19 protein-coding genes and 1 pseudogene are annotated in these 15,724 nt (G+C 55.6%); 11 read left to right on the forward strand and 9 right to left on the reverse strand.

Features of this window, described 5'->3' with window-relative positions; translation table 11 throughout:
* The first annotated feature begins 605 nt into the window (after positions 1 to 605).
* Both JTJ32_RS26630 and JTJ32_RS19445 read left to right on the forward strand, forming a co-directional pair.
* Positions 606 to 812 (forward strand): hypothetical protein, encoded by a 207-nt coding sequence (locus JTJ32_RS26630; RefSeq protein ID WP_017337041.1) that lies wholly within the window; start codon positions 606 to 608, stop codon positions 810 to 812.
* A gap of 215 nt (positions 813 to 1,027) precedes the next feature.
* Positions 1,028 to 2,605, forward strand: coding sequence for an ATP-dependent nuclease (locus JTJ32_RS19445; RefSeq protein WP_210043010.1), 1,578 nt, complete (start codon positions 1,028 to 1,030; stop codon positions 2,603 to 2,605).
* A gap of 33 nt (positions 2,606 to 2,638) precedes the next feature.
* Here JTJ32_RS19445 and JTJ32_RS19450 read toward each other — a convergent pair whose 3' ends face one another.
* Positions 2,639 to 3,190 (reverse strand): hypothetical protein, encoded by a 552-nt coding sequence (locus JTJ32_RS19450; RefSeq protein WP_210043011.1) that lies wholly within the window; start codon positions 3,188 to 3,190, stop codon positions 2,639 to 2,641.
* A gap of 213 nt (positions 3,191 to 3,403) precedes the next feature.
* Here JTJ32_RS19450 and JTJ32_RS19455 point away from each other — a divergent pair.
* Positions 3,404 to 3,973, forward strand: a pseudogene (locus JTJ32_RS19455) (mechanosensitive ion channel family protein); the annotation flags it as partial.
* 380 nt (positions 3,974 to 4,353) lie between these two features.
* On the opposite strand, the gene JTJ32_RS19460 reads toward JTJ32_RS19455, so the two are convergent.
* The 5 genes from JTJ32_RS19460 to JTJ32_RS19480 form a co-directional block, all read right to left on the reverse strand.
* Positions 4,354 to 4,986: a LysE family translocator gene (locus tag JTJ32_RS19460; RefSeq protein ID WP_210043012.1), complete on the reverse strand. Its 633-nt coding sequence runs from the start codon at positions 4,984 to 4,986 to the stop codon at positions 4,354 to 4,356.
* A 69-nt stretch (positions 4,987 to 5,055) separates the two neighbouring features.
* Positions 5,056 to 5,883 carry an AraC family transcriptional regulator gene (locus JTJ32_RS19465; RefSeq protein ID WP_210043013.1) on the reverse strand — a complete coding sequence of 276 codons (828 nt, stop codon included), beginning with the start codon at positions 5,881 to 5,883 and terminating at the stop codon, positions 5,056 to 5,058.
* A gap of 438 nt (positions 5,884 to 6,321) precedes the next feature.
* Positions 6,322 to 6,630 carry a YciI family protein gene (locus JTJ32_RS19470; RefSeq protein ID WP_184320716.1) on the reverse strand — a complete coding sequence of 103 codons (309 nt, stop codon included), beginning with the start codon at positions 6,628 to 6,630 and terminating at the stop codon, positions 6,322 to 6,324.
* 24 nt (positions 6,631 to 6,654) lie between these two features.
* Positions 6,655 to 7,287, reverse strand: a complete 633-nt coding sequence (locus JTJ32_RS19475; protein ID WP_210043014.1) for an FMN-dependent NADH-azoreductase — start codon at positions 7,285 to 7,287, stop codon at positions 6,655 to 6,657.
* 54 nt (positions 7,288 to 7,341) lie between these two features.
* Positions 7,342 to 8,169 (reverse strand): alpha/beta fold hydrolase, encoded by an 828-nt coding sequence (locus JTJ32_RS19480; protein ID WP_184320722.1) that lies wholly within the window; start codon positions 8,167 to 8,169, stop codon positions 7,342 to 7,344.
* Between the two features lie 119 nt (positions 8,170 to 8,288).
* Between JTJ32_RS19480 and JTJ32_RS19485 the strand changes: the two genes are divergently transcribed.
* The 4 genes from JTJ32_RS19485 (at position 8,289) to JTJ32_RS19500 (ending at position 10,615) form a co-directional block, all read left to right on the forward strand.
* Entirely contained in the window at positions 8,289 to 9,308 is a 1,020-nt protein-coding gene (locus JTJ32_RS19485; RefSeq protein ID WP_099226050.1) for a GlxA family transcriptional regulator, read from the forward strand.
* A gap of 118 nt (positions 9,309 to 9,426) precedes the next feature.
* Positions 9,427 to 9,663, forward strand: a complete 237-nt coding sequence (locus tag JTJ32_RS19490) for a hypothetical protein (protein ID WP_184320725.1) — start codon at positions 9,427 to 9,429, stop codon at positions 9,661 to 9,663.
* Between the two features lie 16 nt (positions 9,664 to 9,679).
* Positions 9,680 to 9,988 carry a hypothetical protein gene (locus tag JTJ32_RS19495; protein WP_210043015.1) on the forward strand — a complete coding sequence of 103 codons (309 nt, stop codon included), beginning with the start codon at positions 9,680 to 9,682 and terminating at the stop codon, positions 9,986 to 9,988.
* A 63-nt stretch (positions 9,989 to 10,051) separates the two neighbouring features.
* Positions 10,052 to 10,615 (forward strand): RNA 2'-phosphotransferase, encoded by a 564-nt coding sequence (locus tag JTJ32_RS19500; protein ID WP_210043017.1) that lies wholly within the window; start codon positions 10,052 to 10,054, stop codon positions 10,613 to 10,615.
* A 45-nt stretch (positions 10,616 to 10,660) separates the two neighbouring features.
* On the opposite strand, the gene JTJ32_RS19505 is transcribed toward JTJ32_RS19500, so the two are convergent.
* Positions 10,661 to 11,233, reverse strand: coding sequence for a DUF1349 domain-containing protein (locus JTJ32_RS19505; RefSeq protein WP_210043019.1), 573 nt, complete (start codon positions 11,231 to 11,233; stop codon positions 10,661 to 10,663).
* A gap of 112 nt (positions 11,234 to 11,345) precedes the next feature.
* Between JTJ32_RS19505 and JTJ32_RS19510 the strand changes: the two genes are divergently transcribed.
* Entirely contained in the window at positions 11,346 to 12,080 is a 735-nt protein-coding gene (locus JTJ32_RS19510; RefSeq protein WP_099226055.1) for an SDR family NAD(P)-dependent oxidoreductase, read from the forward strand.
* Positions 12,081 to 12,107: 27 nt separating this feature from the next.
* Here JTJ32_RS19510 and JTJ32_RS19515 read toward each other — a convergent pair whose 3' ends face one another.
* Together JTJ32_RS19515 and JTJ32_RS19520 are read right to left on the reverse strand one after the other, a co-directional pair.
* A complete protein-coding gene (locus tag JTJ32_RS19515; protein ID WP_099226056.1) occupies positions 12,108 to 12,707 on the reverse strand; it encodes an FMN-dependent NADH-azoreductase in 600 nt (199 codons plus the stop codon).
* Positions 12,708 to 12,845: 138 nt separating this feature from the next.
* The gene (locus JTJ32_RS19520) at positions 12,846 to 13,160 is read right to left on the reverse strand and encodes a 3-phosphoglycerate kinase (protein ID WP_180274213.1); all 315 of its coding nucleotides are present in this window, start codon (positions 13,158 to 13,160) and stop codon (positions 12,846 to 12,848) included.
* A gap of 67 nt (positions 13,161 to 13,227) precedes the next feature.
* Between JTJ32_RS19520 and JTJ32_RS19525 the strand changes: the two genes are divergently transcribed.
* The 3 genes from JTJ32_RS19525 (at position 13,228) to JTJ32_RS19535 (ending at position 15,641) form a co-directional block, all read left to right on the forward strand.
* Positions 13,228 to 14,151: a LysR family transcriptional regulator gene (locus JTJ32_RS19525; RefSeq protein ID WP_099226057.1), complete on the forward strand. Its 924-nt coding sequence runs from the start codon at positions 13,228 to 13,230 to the stop codon at positions 14,149 to 14,151.
* Between the two features lie 14 nt (positions 14,152 to 14,165).
* Positions 14,166 to 14,954 (forward strand): alpha/beta fold hydrolase, encoded by a 789-nt coding sequence (locus JTJ32_RS19530; protein WP_210043021.1) that lies wholly within the window; start codon positions 14,166 to 14,168, stop codon positions 14,952 to 14,954.
* A gap of 123 nt (positions 14,955 to 15,077) precedes the next feature.
* Complete coding sequence (locus JTJ32_RS19535) at positions 15,078 to 15,641, forward strand: peptidylprolyl isomerase (RefSeq protein ID WP_099226059.1); 564 nt, start codon at positions 15,078 to 15,080, stop codon at positions 15,639 to 15,641.
* The last annotated feature ends 83 nt before the right edge of the window (positions 15,642 to 15,724 follow it).

Here is a 15,724-nt window from a genome sequence, read left to right on the forward strand (position 1 = left end):
ATCAGCTGTCACCGGTAGAGTTTGAAAAACGTTACGCAATGAGCTTGCAAGGTGTCTAGAGAATCCGGGGCGATTCAGGATGCCAGCCCGCAGGGGCGAGACACGCCTTGGCGGGGCTCGATTCACGGCAGCCTGACGCAGCAGGCGGCATGCCATCAACGCCAACAAGAGATAACTCAAATGCCCGACGATGAACTCCGCGAACTGGAGGCCAAGAGACGAAAAGCTTTGTGGATCTTGCGAACATATCTCCAGGCGATTCGAAGGCGTTCGATCCCTTATCCATTCTTGATGACCTTGAACTTCAAGAGCGAAAAGACTCCCCTCATGCTGACAAGGCACTTGAGCTCAACCAGCTTCGGGATTGTGTCACCGTGCAGTATCACCACTCCGGAACCGACATCATTTTGGAGCAGACTATCCCCCAGCCCTGGAGGGAGCGCTTCAATCAGGCGAGTATCGGGTCGACCAGATTGTTAGATGGGCCTTACGCTGCGGACTGGTATAAATTCCTGGCTTGTTGGGAATCAGAGATGCAGCACCTCGAGGCACACAGAGCTGCCAGAAGTAAGCCCAAGCTGGATTGATGCAGACGGAGAAAAGACGTGGAACGAGACAGCGATGACACCGTGTATTGCGATATCCAAATGCATGTAGCCCAAGGCCGGGAACTACTGGAAGTAGTGACTGCCCTGCGAGAGTCGAAAGCTCATCCAAGTCTCGACAGAGTTTTTGAACACATTCAGGACGAGCTCAGCACCTCAATCGACATCGTTGAGAACCCGCCGACCTGGGGGCCTTGGTTTCAGTAAACCTCACCACAGCCCGTACTGTTTCTTCCTGTATATCGCGGATAGCCCACCAGTGTGAAAGCTGCCGGTGCCGGTGACTACAACTCCTGCAAGCACCTCTCCTTCCGTCTCTCTAGGTACAATACGAGCGTGACGCCTGCACCGCTCGGGAGCTCATTTTCAGAAGATGCCTAATGAGTGCGCCTATCAAAATCAATCAGTAAAGGAATACAATCTTGCATATTAAAAGTTTTGGCCTGTTGGGGCTTCGAACACTCTGCCTCAATAACATCATGCAGACCAACTCCCTCAATCCGCGTGATGTTCCTCAAGTCAAAGCTTCAAAGGTTAATATTTTCGTCGGCCCCAACGGCGGCGGTAAGTCAACTGTGCTAGATATGGTGCGCGCACTCAAGGATGTTGAGATTATAAAAACGATTGCTCGTGAAAACATGCGATCCACTACCGTGGCGGCTTCCATCATCTACTTTGACAATGGAACTTGGGTAGCTTCAGTATTAAACAAGCTAGATATTGATGAATTTGGCACATACATAGCCGTTACCACACGAGAAGACAGACACTTATTCAAGGGAAGCATTTACAGTAAATCGTCGAAACCTCCCAAAGAACTTTTAAAGGTTTTAGATAAACTAGAAGCAATAATTAGTTTTCGCTCATCACACGACGAGCGCGGAGTTTGTATTAACAAAATCATCAACGCGCTCAATAATGATGGCAAGCATCTAGTGGGACTCGCGCCGCACCCATTGCAGCCCGACCAAGTAGACTATAAAAGGCCTCCAAATGCAGATGACGCCTACAAGAATGCCAACCCAATTAGCTTTCTTGATAAGAATACGTTAGGTGTCTACCTCAACGATGATTTAGGTCAGTACAACCATATCCCAATAAAGATGCTGCCGTCTGGATGGCGGGCGTTTGCTGGACTAATAGGATGGCTGAACTCTGTTAAGGATGACCAGATATGTGTCATCGAGGAGCCTGAAGTCCACCTGCATCCAACGCTTCAGAGACTCATGATGGCTAGGGTTTCTGAAATCGTCACCCGCAAGAACCTTCAGCTTTTCATCTCTACGCACTCGTCTGTGCTTCTCGACATATCAAGCTGGTCTGTACCAGACACAAAGCTATTTGAAGTCAATGGTTACGCATTATCAGAATTAACATCACCTGCAAGGGCTCTGTCAGGGCTCGGCATAAAGCCAAGCGATGTTTTCCAAGCCAACGGCGTGATATGGGTCGAAGGGGCGTCTGATCGAATCTACATTTTGCACTGGCTTTCGCTCTGGTGCTCGACGCATGGTAAATCCATGCCCATGGAAAATCTTGATTTCTCCTTCGTGTTTTACGGCGGCTCTATGCTCGGCCATTTCACATCAAATGCTACGCCAGGATTAATTGACATATTCAGTATAAACAGGAACTCCATAGTAGTTATGGATCGAGATCTAGACTTTCAGCGCGCAGCTGACGGCACTGATGAATGCATTAACCAAAACTGCGTGAAATATCAGGTTTGGGCTGACATTGCTGAACATGAGTCGAAGACGGGATATTGCTGGGTGACTGAGGGCTATACGATTGAAAGTTATTTACCAGCAGCTTTTCGAGACAAGCATTATCGGATTTTCGGCGCTAGACTAAAGCAGATTACTACCTATTCAAAAGTCACAATCGCCGACAAGTTCGTAGCTGGGGGCAACACTTTCAGCCATAGCCATGACCCACAAACCGACTTGCCAACTCAGATTGAAAGGCTTTTCAACACTATTGAGGCATGGCAGTTGTAAACACAAGCATCGGCAAGCATCGCCTCGAGGCAATCAAAGGTCTGCATCCCAAGCATCCATCGCCTCGCTCACAGTAGCCAACCAGCGCAGATGATCGTTCTGTATGGCATTGGCGACGTGCTTGGCGGTGTTGGCTTCGATCCAAGATGGAAGACTATGCGCGCCGTCCGAGAACAGGCTTGCGGTCACGACAGCGAATCGCCCCGTACTCGTAGACTGGAGGCACATGTAGCGCACAGCAGCGCCACTATGGAGCCGACGCCAAGCCACCACCTCAATACAGTCCAAGGCACTCACCGGAGTCGCTACGGAGGGAATCGCTCCCTGCTCCGCCAGGAAGTCGGTCGCTGCCTCGAAAGGTCTCCTAGGCGCTCCTGTTTTGTGGACAAGATGCTTCAACTGCTCACGTGAAGCGACAATCTGTTCGCGGAGCTCTTCGGGGTCGATGGACATGCCGCCCTCTGGTGTCACCTTGAGGGTCTTCAAGGAGTTAGCCGCCTGGATGAACTCGCGCTCACGCTTCTTCTCTTGTTGAGGACGGCGGTCGGGAAACAGTTTGGTGATTAAGCGATGGAGGTTGATCATGGTGTATTCCGCAAGCGCCGATTGTAGCCGAGAAGCTCGGATAGGCTATCACTAGCATGCCTGCATATCCCCACAACCTAACGCGTATATGGCGGAAGCTGTTGCCGCTGCTCGAGAGCTGTCAATATTAGCGAAGAAAAATGGACACTTACCGTTTTCTTGTAACTAATTGATTTTCATGAATTTGATATGTCCATTTCGATAATAAGCTCACGCGTGCAGAATTTCGACAAGACCATCGTCTCCATCCCGACCTGGCGTCTGATGTCCGAGTCCTTCCGCAACTGGCGCGGCATGCAACAATCAGGTGGCCGACGCATCAAACGCAGCCTGTTCATCGACGCCAGCGCTGTGCGCTTCGTGCGCGACGATGAAGAACAACGCTTGATGCAGGTCCACCTGCTGACCGACTACATCGGCCGCAAACAGGCCGAACTGCGCGCCTGGAATCAGGCTCAGGGCAATGTTGCCGAACTCTCGTCCAACCGCCGCCGCATGACCAACATCGGCACTTTCCGCGCCTACGCCCTCGCCTATTTGAAAAGCCACGCCGAGATCAATCCCGGCATGACCTGCATGGTCCGGCAGCTGGAAGCCACATCGCAGGGCATTCCGCTCGAGATCTATTGCTTCACGCGCACGACGGTGTGGGTGGACTACGAGCGGATTCAGGGGGATATTTTTGATTACCTGATCGCGGTGATGCCGGAGTTTGGATTGAGTCTTTATCAGCAGCCGAGTGGGGCGGATATGCGGGTGGCGTTGGGTGGGGTTGGAGATTAGGTTTTGTACGAAAAGTCGGCGAGCGAAGGTCAGGCAAGGCAAAAACAGGCGAGGAAGCGGAGTCTACGTGTTGTAAATGAGCATTCCGAGCCTGTTTTTAACGCAGCATCACCGAGCGCAGCCACTTTTCGTACAGAGCCTAGGCGGTCGCAGGCACTTGGTCATCCACGTGGCAGGGTGGCAACGCACTGTTCGTCCTGCATGCCGGATCAGCGCAATAAGGCGTTGGCCTCGGCTGACGCCTAGAGCACTTGATCTCATGCCCCGGTATTGGCTTACCGCCCTACTGCCACATAGATTCTTCTTCGCATGAGTTATCGCAGGCCATCTCACCTCTGCGAAGATAGATGAGAAGGACTAAGCAACAGCGGTTGATGGATTCAGATGATTTTTGAAAGCACCAGAAACAGTCCAATGGCTATCAGTAGCACTCCAGCGACCCTGTTAATCCATAAGCCAATTTTTGGATCATCACGTAATTTGAGGCCAATCTGCTGTCCACTAAGCGCGAGCGGCAGTTCAACCAGGATCATAATCACGACAAGGACGACACCGAGATAAAGCATGGAGAGTGCCTTGTTAGCTGCATGCTCTGGGACGAACTGTGGCATGAACGAGATCGTGAAGATCATTGCCTTGGGATTGAGTAAATTGGTCATCAGTCCTCGTCGATAGACCTGCCAGACATTTGCCTTGATTCCACCTTGAATTTCTATAACGGCCTCACGCGAGCGAAGCATCCCCAAACCCAGCCAGCAGAGGTATCCGGCGCCGGCCAGCACCAGAAGTCCGTACAACAGTGGAGAAGCCGCGATCAACGTAGCGACACCTGCTATTGCCAGAAGTACATAACAAAATGCACCACTGGCCACGCCAAGAATGGCAGCGATACCCACCCGAGCACCATTGGTGATCGAGTTAGACAGGACGTAGATCATGTCCGCACCCGGCGTGATCATTAGAATGGCGACCGACGTTGCGAATACAGCCAAGGTAGCTAACGAGATATCCATGCAAAGCTCCGATTCAATCAGAAGCGCATGGTGCAATCTCGTATACCGGCAAATATAGAATGGGATTGCTCACCGCGTAGCTGCAGCATAGGCGCCGGGCGTAACACCATGCACTCGCTTGAACGCTCGACCAAGGTGCGATTGATCAGCAAATCCTGCTTGAAAGGCAATATCACTCAAAGTCCCCGTGCCCCGGAGCAGGTCCCGTGCACGTTGAACTCGAATTTGTCGTAAATACAGCTGTGGAGGCATGCCGAAATTGGCGCTGAAAAGCCGGCAAAGATGGTATTTGGAGACCCCAGCCGCATTGGCTAGTTGATCCAGGCTAAACGGATGCCTCAGGTTGTCGTGCAGGTATTGCCTGGCGCGCTCGACCGCGTGGCTTCTAGACCGGACATCGCGAGCCTGTACACCACCATGAGAGCCTGTAACCTCGCTCACAAAATCGTTGATCAGCTCAGTCCAGACGGTCTCGGCGTTGATGCATTCCAGCGGATGACAGGCCTCCTCAAGCCTGGAAGCAGCCAACAATCCCTTGGCCAGCTTCGGGGCTTGAAAGCCCTGACTTCCGATAGCCGAGCGCGGCCCTTGTCGCCAGCATTCGACATCGTTCAACAACGTGTCTGGGAGATACAGCATCAAGTATTGGCAGGATTCCGCCCCTAAAGCGTGTCCAGCATGAAGCTGCCCCGGTTCAAGCAACGTTACCTGTCCTTGGGCGACGATGCCCGAACCGTCATGCCGGGGGCTATTGTCGTGTGCGCCCTTTAGAACCAATCCTACCGCCCACGTGTCATGCCAGTGCGGCTCGAACACGTGACGGGTGTAATGAGCCATCAGAAATTCGGCGTTCGCAAGGTTGGGTAGTTTTTTGATGCTTCCGCTTTCCACGCCCATTGTGCCTTCTCGCTAGCGACTGTCTGCGCGTCTGAACTCGACTCACGATCCGCCTCTACAGAGCATCAGCGGCCAAATGAAGCATCACACAGATGCAGTGACGGTGCGTATTATATCCGTCCGGCCGACACATTTTCCTGACGCCATACGCGTAAGGCGATGGCGTTCAACTCAATTGGACACCACGTTTGGCCCATCAAAAAAGTCAGGCAACTGGTGCGTTACAGAATCACCTTTCGGGATCAGACGCTCGTCTACAGTCATGAATTTGAACCTGTCGGCTCGGAACAACGGGCATGATCCGTATGCCCTTTTCAACGATGCACTGACACGTGTGACGCAGTGGGCCAGAGAGTGTGTGACGGCTGTCGCGTTTACACTGCCCGAGATGCTCTGGCGGCTAACGACTGGCTTGTGTCAGATGAATTATTGATTAATTCATACCGCTTTTGCGTTTCCAGCCCAATAGCCAAAAAAATCAGCAGAACAAATCGCCGGATCAGTCTCAATGATTTCCATGTTTACAAGGCGGTTAATCACGAAGGGGTCTTCGCTCATCATTTTTTGAATTTCCTTTAAGTCCTCGGCATACGCGAGAATGAATCCGCCACTTTCATCCGTCAGCGGGCCCGCGAAGATTACATGGGTGGAGGTGATGTTTTTAACGAGCCAGTCCTTGTGCGCGCCCAGGTGGTTTCGGATTTCTTCGGCAGATTTGATATAGGTCAGAGTGATCGCGTAAAGCATCTGTTTATCCCCTCGTATGAACGTTCAAGAAGCGTCTACCGACAGATGGGCAACGGCATCGGAAATCGCACTTTTGGCAAGCGCTACACCGTTGTCGCGGACCTTTTCGCCCTTGGAGGCACCTTCGGCGCGAATAAACTCGATCTCCTTAATCCCCAGGAAGCCAAAGAACGCCTTGAGATAACTTTCCTGAAAGTCCATTTTTTGGAAAGGGCCATCAGCGTAAAATCCGCCACGTGCAGAAACTACAATGATCCGCTTGCCGCCGCACAAGCCAACGGGGCCCTGTTCGGTATATTTGAATGTCCTTCCCACCTGCGCAATTCTGTCAAGCCAGGCCTTCAACTGGGTGGACACGCTGAAGTTGTACATGGGGGCGCCGATGACCAGCACGTCGCTCTCCAGGAACCCGGTAACCAGGCGTTCCGAAAGTTGATGCTCCAGCAACGTCGCTGCCGGAAAATCACTGATCCCGGTTTGCCGAAATCCTGCGGCAATCGGACCGCTCAGATGGCGCACCTCATCGTTGGCAAGGTCGCGATACGTTATGTGAACATCGGGATGACTGTCCTGAATACGCTCAACAACCGCGGCAGAGAGTTCGCGGGTGATGGAGTCGCGGCCCATGATGCTTGAGTCAATATGGAGTAGGTTCATGCGTGCTGTCCTGGGATTGAGAGTGGGAACGTTCAACAGTTTGTGAACCAAAGATCACCGTCCAGATTCGCTAGCAGCGTGGTCGATGAGTTGAGCGACGGCATCGGGGTGAGAAACCAGCGACAAATGGCTTGAATGTATGGATACGGCCTTGGCACCGATTTGCTGCGCGATGGCTCGCTGAGTGGACAGAGAAACGGCCTGGTCGTCAGTCGTTTGCAAGTACCAGCTTGGTTTGTCGTGCCAGGCCGCATGGTCGACCTTTTCAGTAAAACAGGCGGAAGCAATGGGTTGCTGTACCGCCGTCATCAATTTCACCTTTTGCATCGGCAGGTCGGCCGCCATCACGTGATGAAATTGCGCTGGATCGTCCAGCCATATCAAGCCATCGGCATCCGGCGTCAGGCCGGTCATCGGCGCTTTTAACCGTGCCAAAAGATCCCCCGCAGACTCGCCATTGTCCGGTACGAGCGCAGATAAATAGACCAAGCCTTTAACGTTACTGGCGTTGCCAGCTTGTGTTATCACCGCCCCGGCCCACGAATGCCCCACCAGCAGCACGTCCCCCTTCTGCCTTCTCAGCACGCGTTCGGTTGCAAGCACGTCATCCTTTAATGAAGTCATTGGATTTTGTACGGCTGTGACGTTGTAGCCCATCGCAGTGAGTCGCTCGATCACGGGTGACCAGCTAGAGCCGTCGGCGAAGGCGCCATGCACAAGCACAATAGTGTTTACCCGGTGTTCATTTTTTGCAGCCAAGGTGGGGCCTCCGTAGACCAGCAGGGATAAACCCAACGCGATGCCGAGTACGCAAAGGATTCCAAGTGGGTTACGCCGACTCGCTTGTTGGAGAAGCACGTCCATCGGAAATGGCATTTTCATAAAGGGCGTCTCGGCAATTTGTACCGCCAGTCTAGGGAAGGGCGCTAACAACCGTGAGGTATCTAATCAGCCATACTTCATGCAAAGTTCGCCATCTTGATCATCGGGCAGGATTTTCAATGCGCATCGCAATCGTAGCCGTGGAAGGCAGCTTGATGTCGGCCATCACCGGGCTGGCTGATTTGTTCTGGATGTCAAACCAGGCACTGCTGTCTCCACCATCGGGATTCGTCCCCGAGGCGAGAAAGGAGATCAGTCCGGTTTTCGAAACGGTGATCGTGAGCGCAGACGGTAAGGCGCTGCGAGATCCTCAAGGTCGTTTGATCCCCGTCGATGCTGCATTTGACGACGTGGGACCTTGCGACGCGGCACTGGTTACTGGTATGGCGCTCGGGCCAGATCGTCTACCACCGACTCTCGAGTCCGTAAGGCGAGCCGCGCGCTGGCTCAACGTAAATCATCAACAGGGCGCATTGGTGGGTGCGGCTTGCGCGGGCACGTTTGTGTTAGGAGAAGCCGGCCTTTTGGATCGTCGGCGCTGCACCACAACCTGGTGGCTCCATCACGTCTTCAAACAGCGATTCCCCAAGGCGTTAGTTGCATGGGGCTCCGCGTTGGAGTTCCAGGATCGAGTTGCGACTACTGGAGGGCCCTTGTCCTGGGTTGATCTTGGACTTTATGTCATAGAGAGTCTCGCCGGGGCTGAGGTCGCGAAGTTGACCGCTGATATTTCAGTCACCGATAGGTTGCCATTGCCTCAATCGGTTTACGCCCCTCGAGGTTTTATCAACAACGCTGATCCACTATTACTGGAAACGGAGCAAATTATTCGACACGGAAGTCCTGGCCTGACCGCCGCAGAGCTCGCAAAAGCGCTGAACATGAGCGAACGCACACTGCATCGACGGTTCAAGACCCTTACCAACGAGTCGCCCAAACAACTCATTACACGGGTGCGAATTGAAACCGCTTGTGTGCTGTTGCAAATACCAGGGGCCAGTGTAAAACACGTTGCACTGACCTGTGGCTACAGCGAGGACACGTCTTTTCGCCGCGCTTTTATACAGCTGACGGGTATGACGCCCGCAGACTATAAGCGCTGGTCTAAAGGGCGCGCATCAATGGAGAAAAAATCGTAATGGCTCATCCCACGCTCAGCGCTACGTGATTACCATGAAGGTGGCAACGCACTGAACTACAGCCCCATCGGCAAGTCAGGATGATCTGTATCCCCTCTCCCGTGCCGAGGCCTTCGCCATGCCTGCCTACCTTCTCGATTACCATTTCAAAGACGAGCCCCGCACCCACACGCTGGAGCTCGATCAGCCTGGGCTCCAGCCCCACGAAGCGGCCCTCCACCTGCTTGAACTGCATTTCGGTGACGCCGAGAACAGCCTGATGATGCCCAACGCCGACGCGACGCCTGACGAAGTGCTGGCCAAGGCCGAATTGCTTGGGCTGACGCAGATCAGCGTCGTCAAAAAAACCGTTTAAGGCCTGGGTATCCTGCATGAATCCGACAACCCCGGACGGTCGCTACTTCGTCGTCAAAGAACACCTGTGGCGCTGCTCGAACCCTGCGCTGGGTGAGGATGAACGCCAACGCCTCGTGAATGAACTGATGACTGCGCGGCGGGCGGTGAAAGCGGCAAAAGCTGCGCAGGACGCTGGTCAGCTCGGTCAGGCCAGAGCAGACGTAGACGCAGCTAAAGTGGCGCTCGGTGAACGGGGGCCGGTGTGGTGGAAAGATGGTGCGCCGGACTACAACAGGTACAAGGTCGATAACACGCCTTATGCAACGTGGTATCGGTCGCTGTAGATGGGCGATAGCGAGTCATGCATCTCGACACAGGTGACTGCCACCATTAACAGGATATTGTTCATGAACAGGAAACAACGAGACGGCATCAGCAAGCTGCTCAGCTATGTGCTGCGCCACGCACCGGAAACCATCGACATCACGCTGGATCGTGACGGCTGGACCGACGTTGACACCTTGCTCGGCAATGCCAGACAGCACGGCCACGACGTTGATCGCGAAATGCTTTTTGAAGTCGTCGAGACCAACGAAAAGAAACGCTTCACGCTGTCGGAAGATGGTCAGCGCATCCGCGCGGCCCAAGGGCACAGCTCCGGGCAGGTGAACGTGCAGCATGTCGAGAAAACCCCGCCCGATCGGCTTTACCACGGCACGGCCGAACGCTTCATACCTTCTATCAAAACCCAGGGCCTGATTCCGGGCAGCCGACACCACGTCCATCTGACTGAACGTCCTGAAACCGCTATGGACGTCGGCAAGCGCTACGGCAAACCCGTCCTGCTCGAGATTGACGTACCAGGTATGCGAGCGGCCGGTGCTCGGTTCTTTCAGGCGGACAACGGTGTCTGGCTGGTCGATGCAGTGCCTGCAAAGCATTTGAGCGAGGCAGATGAATCACAGGCGTAAAATCGAAGACGCACAGCCGTTCGATCACGTGCCTCAGGCCTTTTCTCACGTCAAATCATGCAATTCTTTGCCCAAGGCAGGTCCCACTTCAAACCCGGAAAACACCACCTCCAGCCCGCCCCGTTCCGGGCTGCAGCACATGGGTCCAATCAGACACTCGCCCACTGGAAACGGTGCCAGTCGCAGCAATGGCCAGCGCACGCCATCCACGGAATGCTGAATCCGCATCACGCCCTCAGCCACTGTCACCCGCAGCCATAGCCCGGACGCCGATTCCTCGAATAAGCCAGTCGCCCAGTCCGATTGACCCCGGGTCAGCACGCTGCCCAGCATGAGCGCGCCGTCGCTGACTTCAACGCCGGTTTTCATCCAGTTGCGCTCGTCGATGCGGACCATCAGTCCGGCCTGGTCATATAGCGTCTTGAAGCTGCCCTGGACGTGGACCTGGGCAGTGAACGCGCCGGTGACCGGCACACCGAGAAAATGACCGCTGTCGCGGCAGAAGCCGTAATGGGTTTCCCGCCAGAAGTCGGTGGCTGGATCAGTGGTGACGTTCAGACGTTCATCGCGTACATGCCACTGGGCTGGCTCGTTGTGCCAATGACCTTTTTCGAACATGACTGGCTCCTCTCTGAGGTGAGACAGGTAATGTGACAGTTCAACAGCAGCCTTGACAGACTGGCATGCCTAAAAAGACGATGCATCACCCTTCGAGAAGCGGAACGCGAACATGAGCGAGAAAAAGACTCTCTTACTGACAGGCGCCAGCCGCGGTATCGGCCATGCCACGGTCAAGCATTTCAATGCAGCGGGCTGGCAGGTGTTCACGGCATCCCGCCAGAACTGGGTCGCCGATTGCCCGTGGGCTGAAGGGCTGCTCAACCATATCCATCTTGATCTGGAGGATATCGACAGCGTCAGCGCCAATATGGCAGCCATCAAGGAAAAGCTCGGAGGTCGGCTGGATGCGCTGGTCAATAATGCGGGGGTTTCCCCAAAAGGACCCGAAGGCGCTCGCATGGGTGTTCTGGAATCCGATTACAGCACCTGGATAAAGGTCTTCAACGTCAACCTGTTTTCCACGGCTCTGCTGGCACGCGGCCTGTTCGACGAACTCAAGGCGGCCAAGGGCAGCATCATCAACGTGACGTCGATCGCAGGCTCCAAGGTGCATCCCTTTGCCGGGGTTGCCTATTCAACCTCCAAGGCCGCGCTGTCCGCCCTGACGCGAGAAATGGCCTATGACTTCGGACCACACGGGGTGAGGGTGAACGCAATAGCGCCGGGCGAGATCGACACCTCCATTCTGTCTCCCGGCACCGCGGAAATCGTCGAGCGACTGGTCCCGATGCATCGGCTGGGCAAACCGGAAGAGGTCGCGTCCCTCATCTATTTCCTCTGCACCAGCGGCGCGTCTTACGTCAACGGCGCGGAAATCCATGTGAATGGCGGGCAGCACGTCTGATCCCGCCTTTCTACGTCTGATGACTGATCACGCCACCTGAGCCAGTTTCGCGAGCGCCTGGTTCATGCCTTTCTCCACGAAATCACCGCCCATGTTCAGGCCTTCGGCATGAATGAAGGTGACGTCGTGAATACCCACGAAGGCCAGCACCTGACGCACGTAAGGTTCCTGATGGTCCAGGCTGCTGCCGGTATAGATGCCGCCGCGAGCGGTGAGGACGAACGCGCGCTTGCCGGTCAGCAGCCCCTGCGGGCCGGTTTCGGTGTATTTGAAGGTCACACCGGCGCGCAGTACGTGGTCGAACCAAGCCTTGAGTGTGCTGGGGATCGCGAAGTTGTACATCGGCGCGCCCAGCACCAGCACGTCGGCGGCAATCAGCTCATCGGTCAGGGTATTGGAGCGTTCCAGCGCGGCCTGCTCGGTCTCGCTGCGCTGATCGGCAGGCTTCATCCAGCCCCCCAGCAGCGTGGCATCCAGGTGCGGCACAGGCGTGACGGCCAGGTCGCGGACAGTGACTTCATCATTCGGGTGCGCGGACTGCCACTGGCTGAGGAACTGCTGCGTCAATTGACGCGAAACCGAATCCTGCTGGCGGGCGCTGCTTTCGATGACAAGTAGGCGGGACATGGGTGGAGCTCCATTGAACGAGGTGTATTCGATGGAGCCGAGGTTAAAGGTGACCTTATCGATGAAAAAGCGCAAAAAACTGCTTCAACCCATCTATAAATTTGTTTTATACACCGCAGCGCTCTACTCTCACCCTGCTCACGCAGGCTGGCAATCCAGCTTGATGCGCAGCTTGATGATGCTGCGCGTGAATTTGGCCGTCACCTCCACGCGCTTGCCTGCGCCAACCTGAACGCGTCGTGTACGTGGCGCCTCGGGACCGTTGACGAATACCACTGCGCACTTGGCGTCTACATCGCCGAAGTTGCTCACCGAGATGGAACCGATGTCCTGGTCGACGTCATGAGTCACGTAATCGATCTTCACTCCCTGGTACTGCTTTTCCACCTCAATGGGATAGGCAATGGCCGTCAGTGGCAGCAGGGCCAGCAACACACAACACACTCGTTTCATTGGGCAGTCTCCGGAACGGGGTTGTCAGAGTAGAACAACGGATAACAAAGAGAAGAGGAATTACAGCATGAAAGCGCCCCGCGTGACCCTCGACCAATGGCGCACACTGCAGGCAGTGGTCGATCACGGCGGTTTTGCCCAGGCCGCCGAAGCCCTGCATCGCTCGCAATCGTCAGTCAGCTACACCGTGGCCCGCATGCAGGATCAACTGGGCGTTCCTCTGTTGCGTATCGATGGCCGCAAGGCCGTATTGACCGATGCAGGCGGCGTGCTGTTGCGGCGCTCGCGCCAACTGGTCAAACAGGCCAGTCAGCTGGAAGACCTGGCGCATCACATGGAACAGGGCTGGGAGGCCGAGGTGCGGCTGGTCATCGATGCCGCCTACCCTTCGGCACGGCTGGTGCGCGCACTGGCTGCGTTCATTCCACAAAGCCGAGGCTGCCGGGTTCGTTTGCGTGAAGAGGTGCTGTCGGGCGTCGAGGAAGTGTTGCTCGAAGGCGTGGCAGACCTGGCCATCAGTGGCCTGAGCATTCCGGGTTATCTGGGCGCGGAAATGAGTACCGTCGAATTCGTCGCCGTCGCCCATCCCGAACATGCCTTGCATCAGGCCAACCGCGAGCTGACGTTCCAGGATCTGGAAAGCCAGCTACAGGTGGTGATTCGCGACTCAGGCCGCCAGCAACCCCGCGATGTCGGCTGGCTGGGCGCGGAACAGCGCTGGACCGTCAGCAGCCTCGCCACCGCGGCAACCTTTGTCAGCAGCGGTCTGGGCTTTGCCTGGTTGCCGCGCCACCTGATCGAACGCGAACTCAAGGACGGCGTGCTCAAGGTTTTGCCGCTGGATCGGGGTGGCAGTCGCAATCCTTCGTTCTATCTTTACTCCAGCAAAGACAAACCGCTGGGCCCGGCGACACAGATTCTGATCGACCTGATTCGCACGTTCGACACGGCGCCGCTGACAGCGGCATTTGCAGCACCCTTGCAAGCCTGACACGGAGTAGGCACATGGCGTTCTTCGAGCATGACGACTGTTCACTGCATTACGAAGAGTACGGTCAGGGCGACCCGGTCCTGCTGTTGCACGGCCTGGGGTCGAGCTGTCAGGACTGGGAATACCAGATTCCGACACTGGCCGCGCATTACCGCGTCATTGCCATGGACATGCGCGGCCATGGTCGTTCGGACAAGCCCCACGAACTCTACAGCATCAAGGGCATGAGCAACGACGTGGAAGCGCTGATCGAGCACCTGCGGCTGGGTCCGGTGCATGTGGTGGGCCTGTCGATGGGCGGGATGATCGGTTTCCAGCTGGCAGTCGATCATCCGCATCTGCTCAAGAGCCTGTGTATCGTCAACAGCGCGCCACAGGTCAAGGTCAGAAGCCCCGGTGATGTCTGGCAATGGGCACGGCGCTGGACGCTGTCGCGCTTGGTCAGCATGGAAGCGATGGGCAAGGCGCTTGGCAAGCTGTTGTTCCCCAAACCGGAACAGGCAGAATTGCGACGCAAGATGGCCGAGCGCTGGGGCCGCAACGACAAGCGCGCCTATCTGGCCAGCTTCGATGCCATTGTCGGCTGGGGCGTGGAGCACAAGCTGGAGCGCATCATCTGCCCTACCCTGATCGTTGCCGCCGATCACGACTACACTCCGGTGTCGCTCAAGGAAGCCTACGTCAAACGCATTGCCAATGCCCGGCTGGTGGTCATCAGGGATTCGCGCCACGCCACCCCGCTGGACCAGCCCGAGCAGTTCAATCGCACGCTGCTGGAATTCATTGCCGGCACCAGGGTCTGAGAAACCACAAGCAGGTCATCGCACGCGGGCGACCCTTTCGATCACGCTGGGCAAAAAAAGCCAAACGTGGTTACCTTGCCAGCCACAGTCGATATCTCAATTGAATGAAGGACCTGTTGCTCTATGTTGAAAAAAATCGCTCTTGCCGCCTGCTCCGTCCTGTTCGCCGCCAACCTGATGGCAGCTCCAGACAAGCCGACCCACGTTCTGCTCAACACCAGCTTCGGCGAAATCGAGATCGAACTTGCAGACGCCAAGGCACCGATCAGCACCCAGAACTTCCTGGGCTACGTCGACAGCGGCTTCTACAACAACACCATTTTTCACCGTGTGATTCCGGGGTTCATGGTTCAGGGCGGCGGTTTCACCGCACAGATGGTCCAGAAGCCGACCAAAGACCCGATCAAGAACGAAGCCCAGAACGGGCTGCATAACGTGCGCGGCACCATTTCCATGGCGCGTACTTCGGACGTGAACTCGGCCACCAGCCAGTTCTTCATCAACACCAATGACAATGCCATGCTCGACAACGGCGTGCGTGATTACGGCTACGCCGTGTTCGGCAAGGTCGTCAAAGGCATGGACGTGGTCGATCAGATCGTCAACGTACAGACCGGCAACCAGAAAGGCATGCAGAACGTGCCAAACGACCCGATCCTGATCAAATCCGCCAAGCGCGTCGACTGACAGGAACCTGGACCGCGTGCAGCCCCGGCTCCACGCGGTCCAGACGGGAGCGCTTCTATTTATCAAGGGAGAACCCACGCCAG

This window comes from Pseudomonas alliivorans (assembly GCF_017826695.1).
In the GTDB taxonomy this organism is placed as follows: domain Bacteria; phylum Pseudomonadota; class Gammaproteobacteria; order Pseudomonadales; family Pseudomonadaceae; genus Aquipseudomonas; species Aquipseudomonas alliivorans.

What these genes read in the sequence shown, in the direction of transcription:
- JTJ32_RS19510 (WP_099226055.1), top strand. Translation starts at nt 11,346, where the DNA reads ATGAGCGAGAAAAAGACTCTCTTACTGACAGGCGCCAGCCGCGGTATC.
- JTJ32_RS19480 (WP_184320722.1), bottom strand. Translation starts at nt 8,169, where the DNA reads ATGAAAATGCCATTTCCGATGGACGTGCTTCTCCAACAAGCGAGTCGG.
- JTJ32_RS19495 (WP_210043015.1), top strand. Translation starts at nt 9,680, where the DNA reads ATGAATCCGACAACCCCGGACGGTCGCTACTTCGTCGTCAAAGAACAC.
- JTJ32_RS19520 (WP_180274213.1), bottom strand. Translation starts at nt 13,160, where the DNA reads ATGAAACGAGTGTGTTGTGTGTTGCTGGCCCTGCTGCCACTGACGGCC.
- JTJ32_RS19465 (WP_210043013.1), bottom strand. Translation starts at nt 5,883, where the DNA reads ATGGGCGTGGAAAGCGGAAGCATCAAAAAACTACCCAACCTTGCGAAC.
- JTJ32_RS19505 (WP_210043019.1), bottom strand. Translation starts at nt 11,233, where the DNA reads ATGTTCGAAAAAGGTCATTGGCACAACGAGCCAGCCCAGTGGCATGTA.
- JTJ32_RS19525 (WP_099226057.1), top strand. Translation starts at nt 13,228, where the DNA reads ATGAAAGCGCCCCGCGTGACCCTCGACCAATGGCGCACACTGCAGGCA.
- JTJ32_RS19515 (WP_099226056.1), bottom strand. Translation starts at nt 12,707, where the DNA reads ATGTCCCGCCTACTTGTCATCGAAAGCAGCGCCCGCCAGCAGGATTCG.
- JTJ32_RS19530 (WP_210043021.1), top strand. Translation starts at nt 14,166, where the DNA reads ATGGCGTTCTTCGAGCATGACGACTGTTCACTGCATTACGAAGAGTAC.
- JTJ32_RS19485 (WP_099226050.1), top strand. Translation starts at nt 8,289, where the DNA reads ATGCGCATCGCAATCGTAGCCGTGGAAGGCAGCTTGATGTCGGCCATC.
- JTJ32_RS19460 (WP_210043012.1), bottom strand. Translation starts at nt 4,986, where the DNA reads ATGGATATCTCGTTAGCTACCTTGGCTGTATTCGCAACGTCGGTCGCC.
- JTJ32_RS19470 (WP_184320716.1), bottom strand. Translation starts at nt 6,630, where the DNA reads ATGCTTTACGCGATCACTCTGACCTATATCAAATCTGCCGAAGAAATC.
- JTJ32_RS19490 (WP_184320725.1), top strand. Translation starts at nt 9,427, where the DNA reads ATGCCTGCCTACCTTCTCGATTACCATTTCAAAGACGAGCCCCGCACC.
- JTJ32_RS19475 (WP_210043014.1), bottom strand. Translation starts at nt 7,287, where the DNA reads ATGAACCTACTCCATATTGACTCAAGCATCATGGGCCGCGACTCCATC.
- JTJ32_RS19535 (WP_099226059.1), top strand. Translation starts at nt 15,078, where the DNA reads ATGTTGAAAAAAATCGCTCTTGCCGCCTGCTCCGTCCTGTTCGCCGCC.
- JTJ32_RS19500 (WP_210043017.1), top strand. Translation starts at nt 10,052, where the DNA reads ATGAACAGGAAACAACGAGACGGCATCAGCAAGCTGCTCAGCTATGTG.
- JTJ32_RS19450 (WP_210043011.1), bottom strand. Translation starts at nt 3,190, where the DNA reads ATGATCAACCTCCATCGCTTAATCACCAAACTGTTTCCCGACCGCCGT.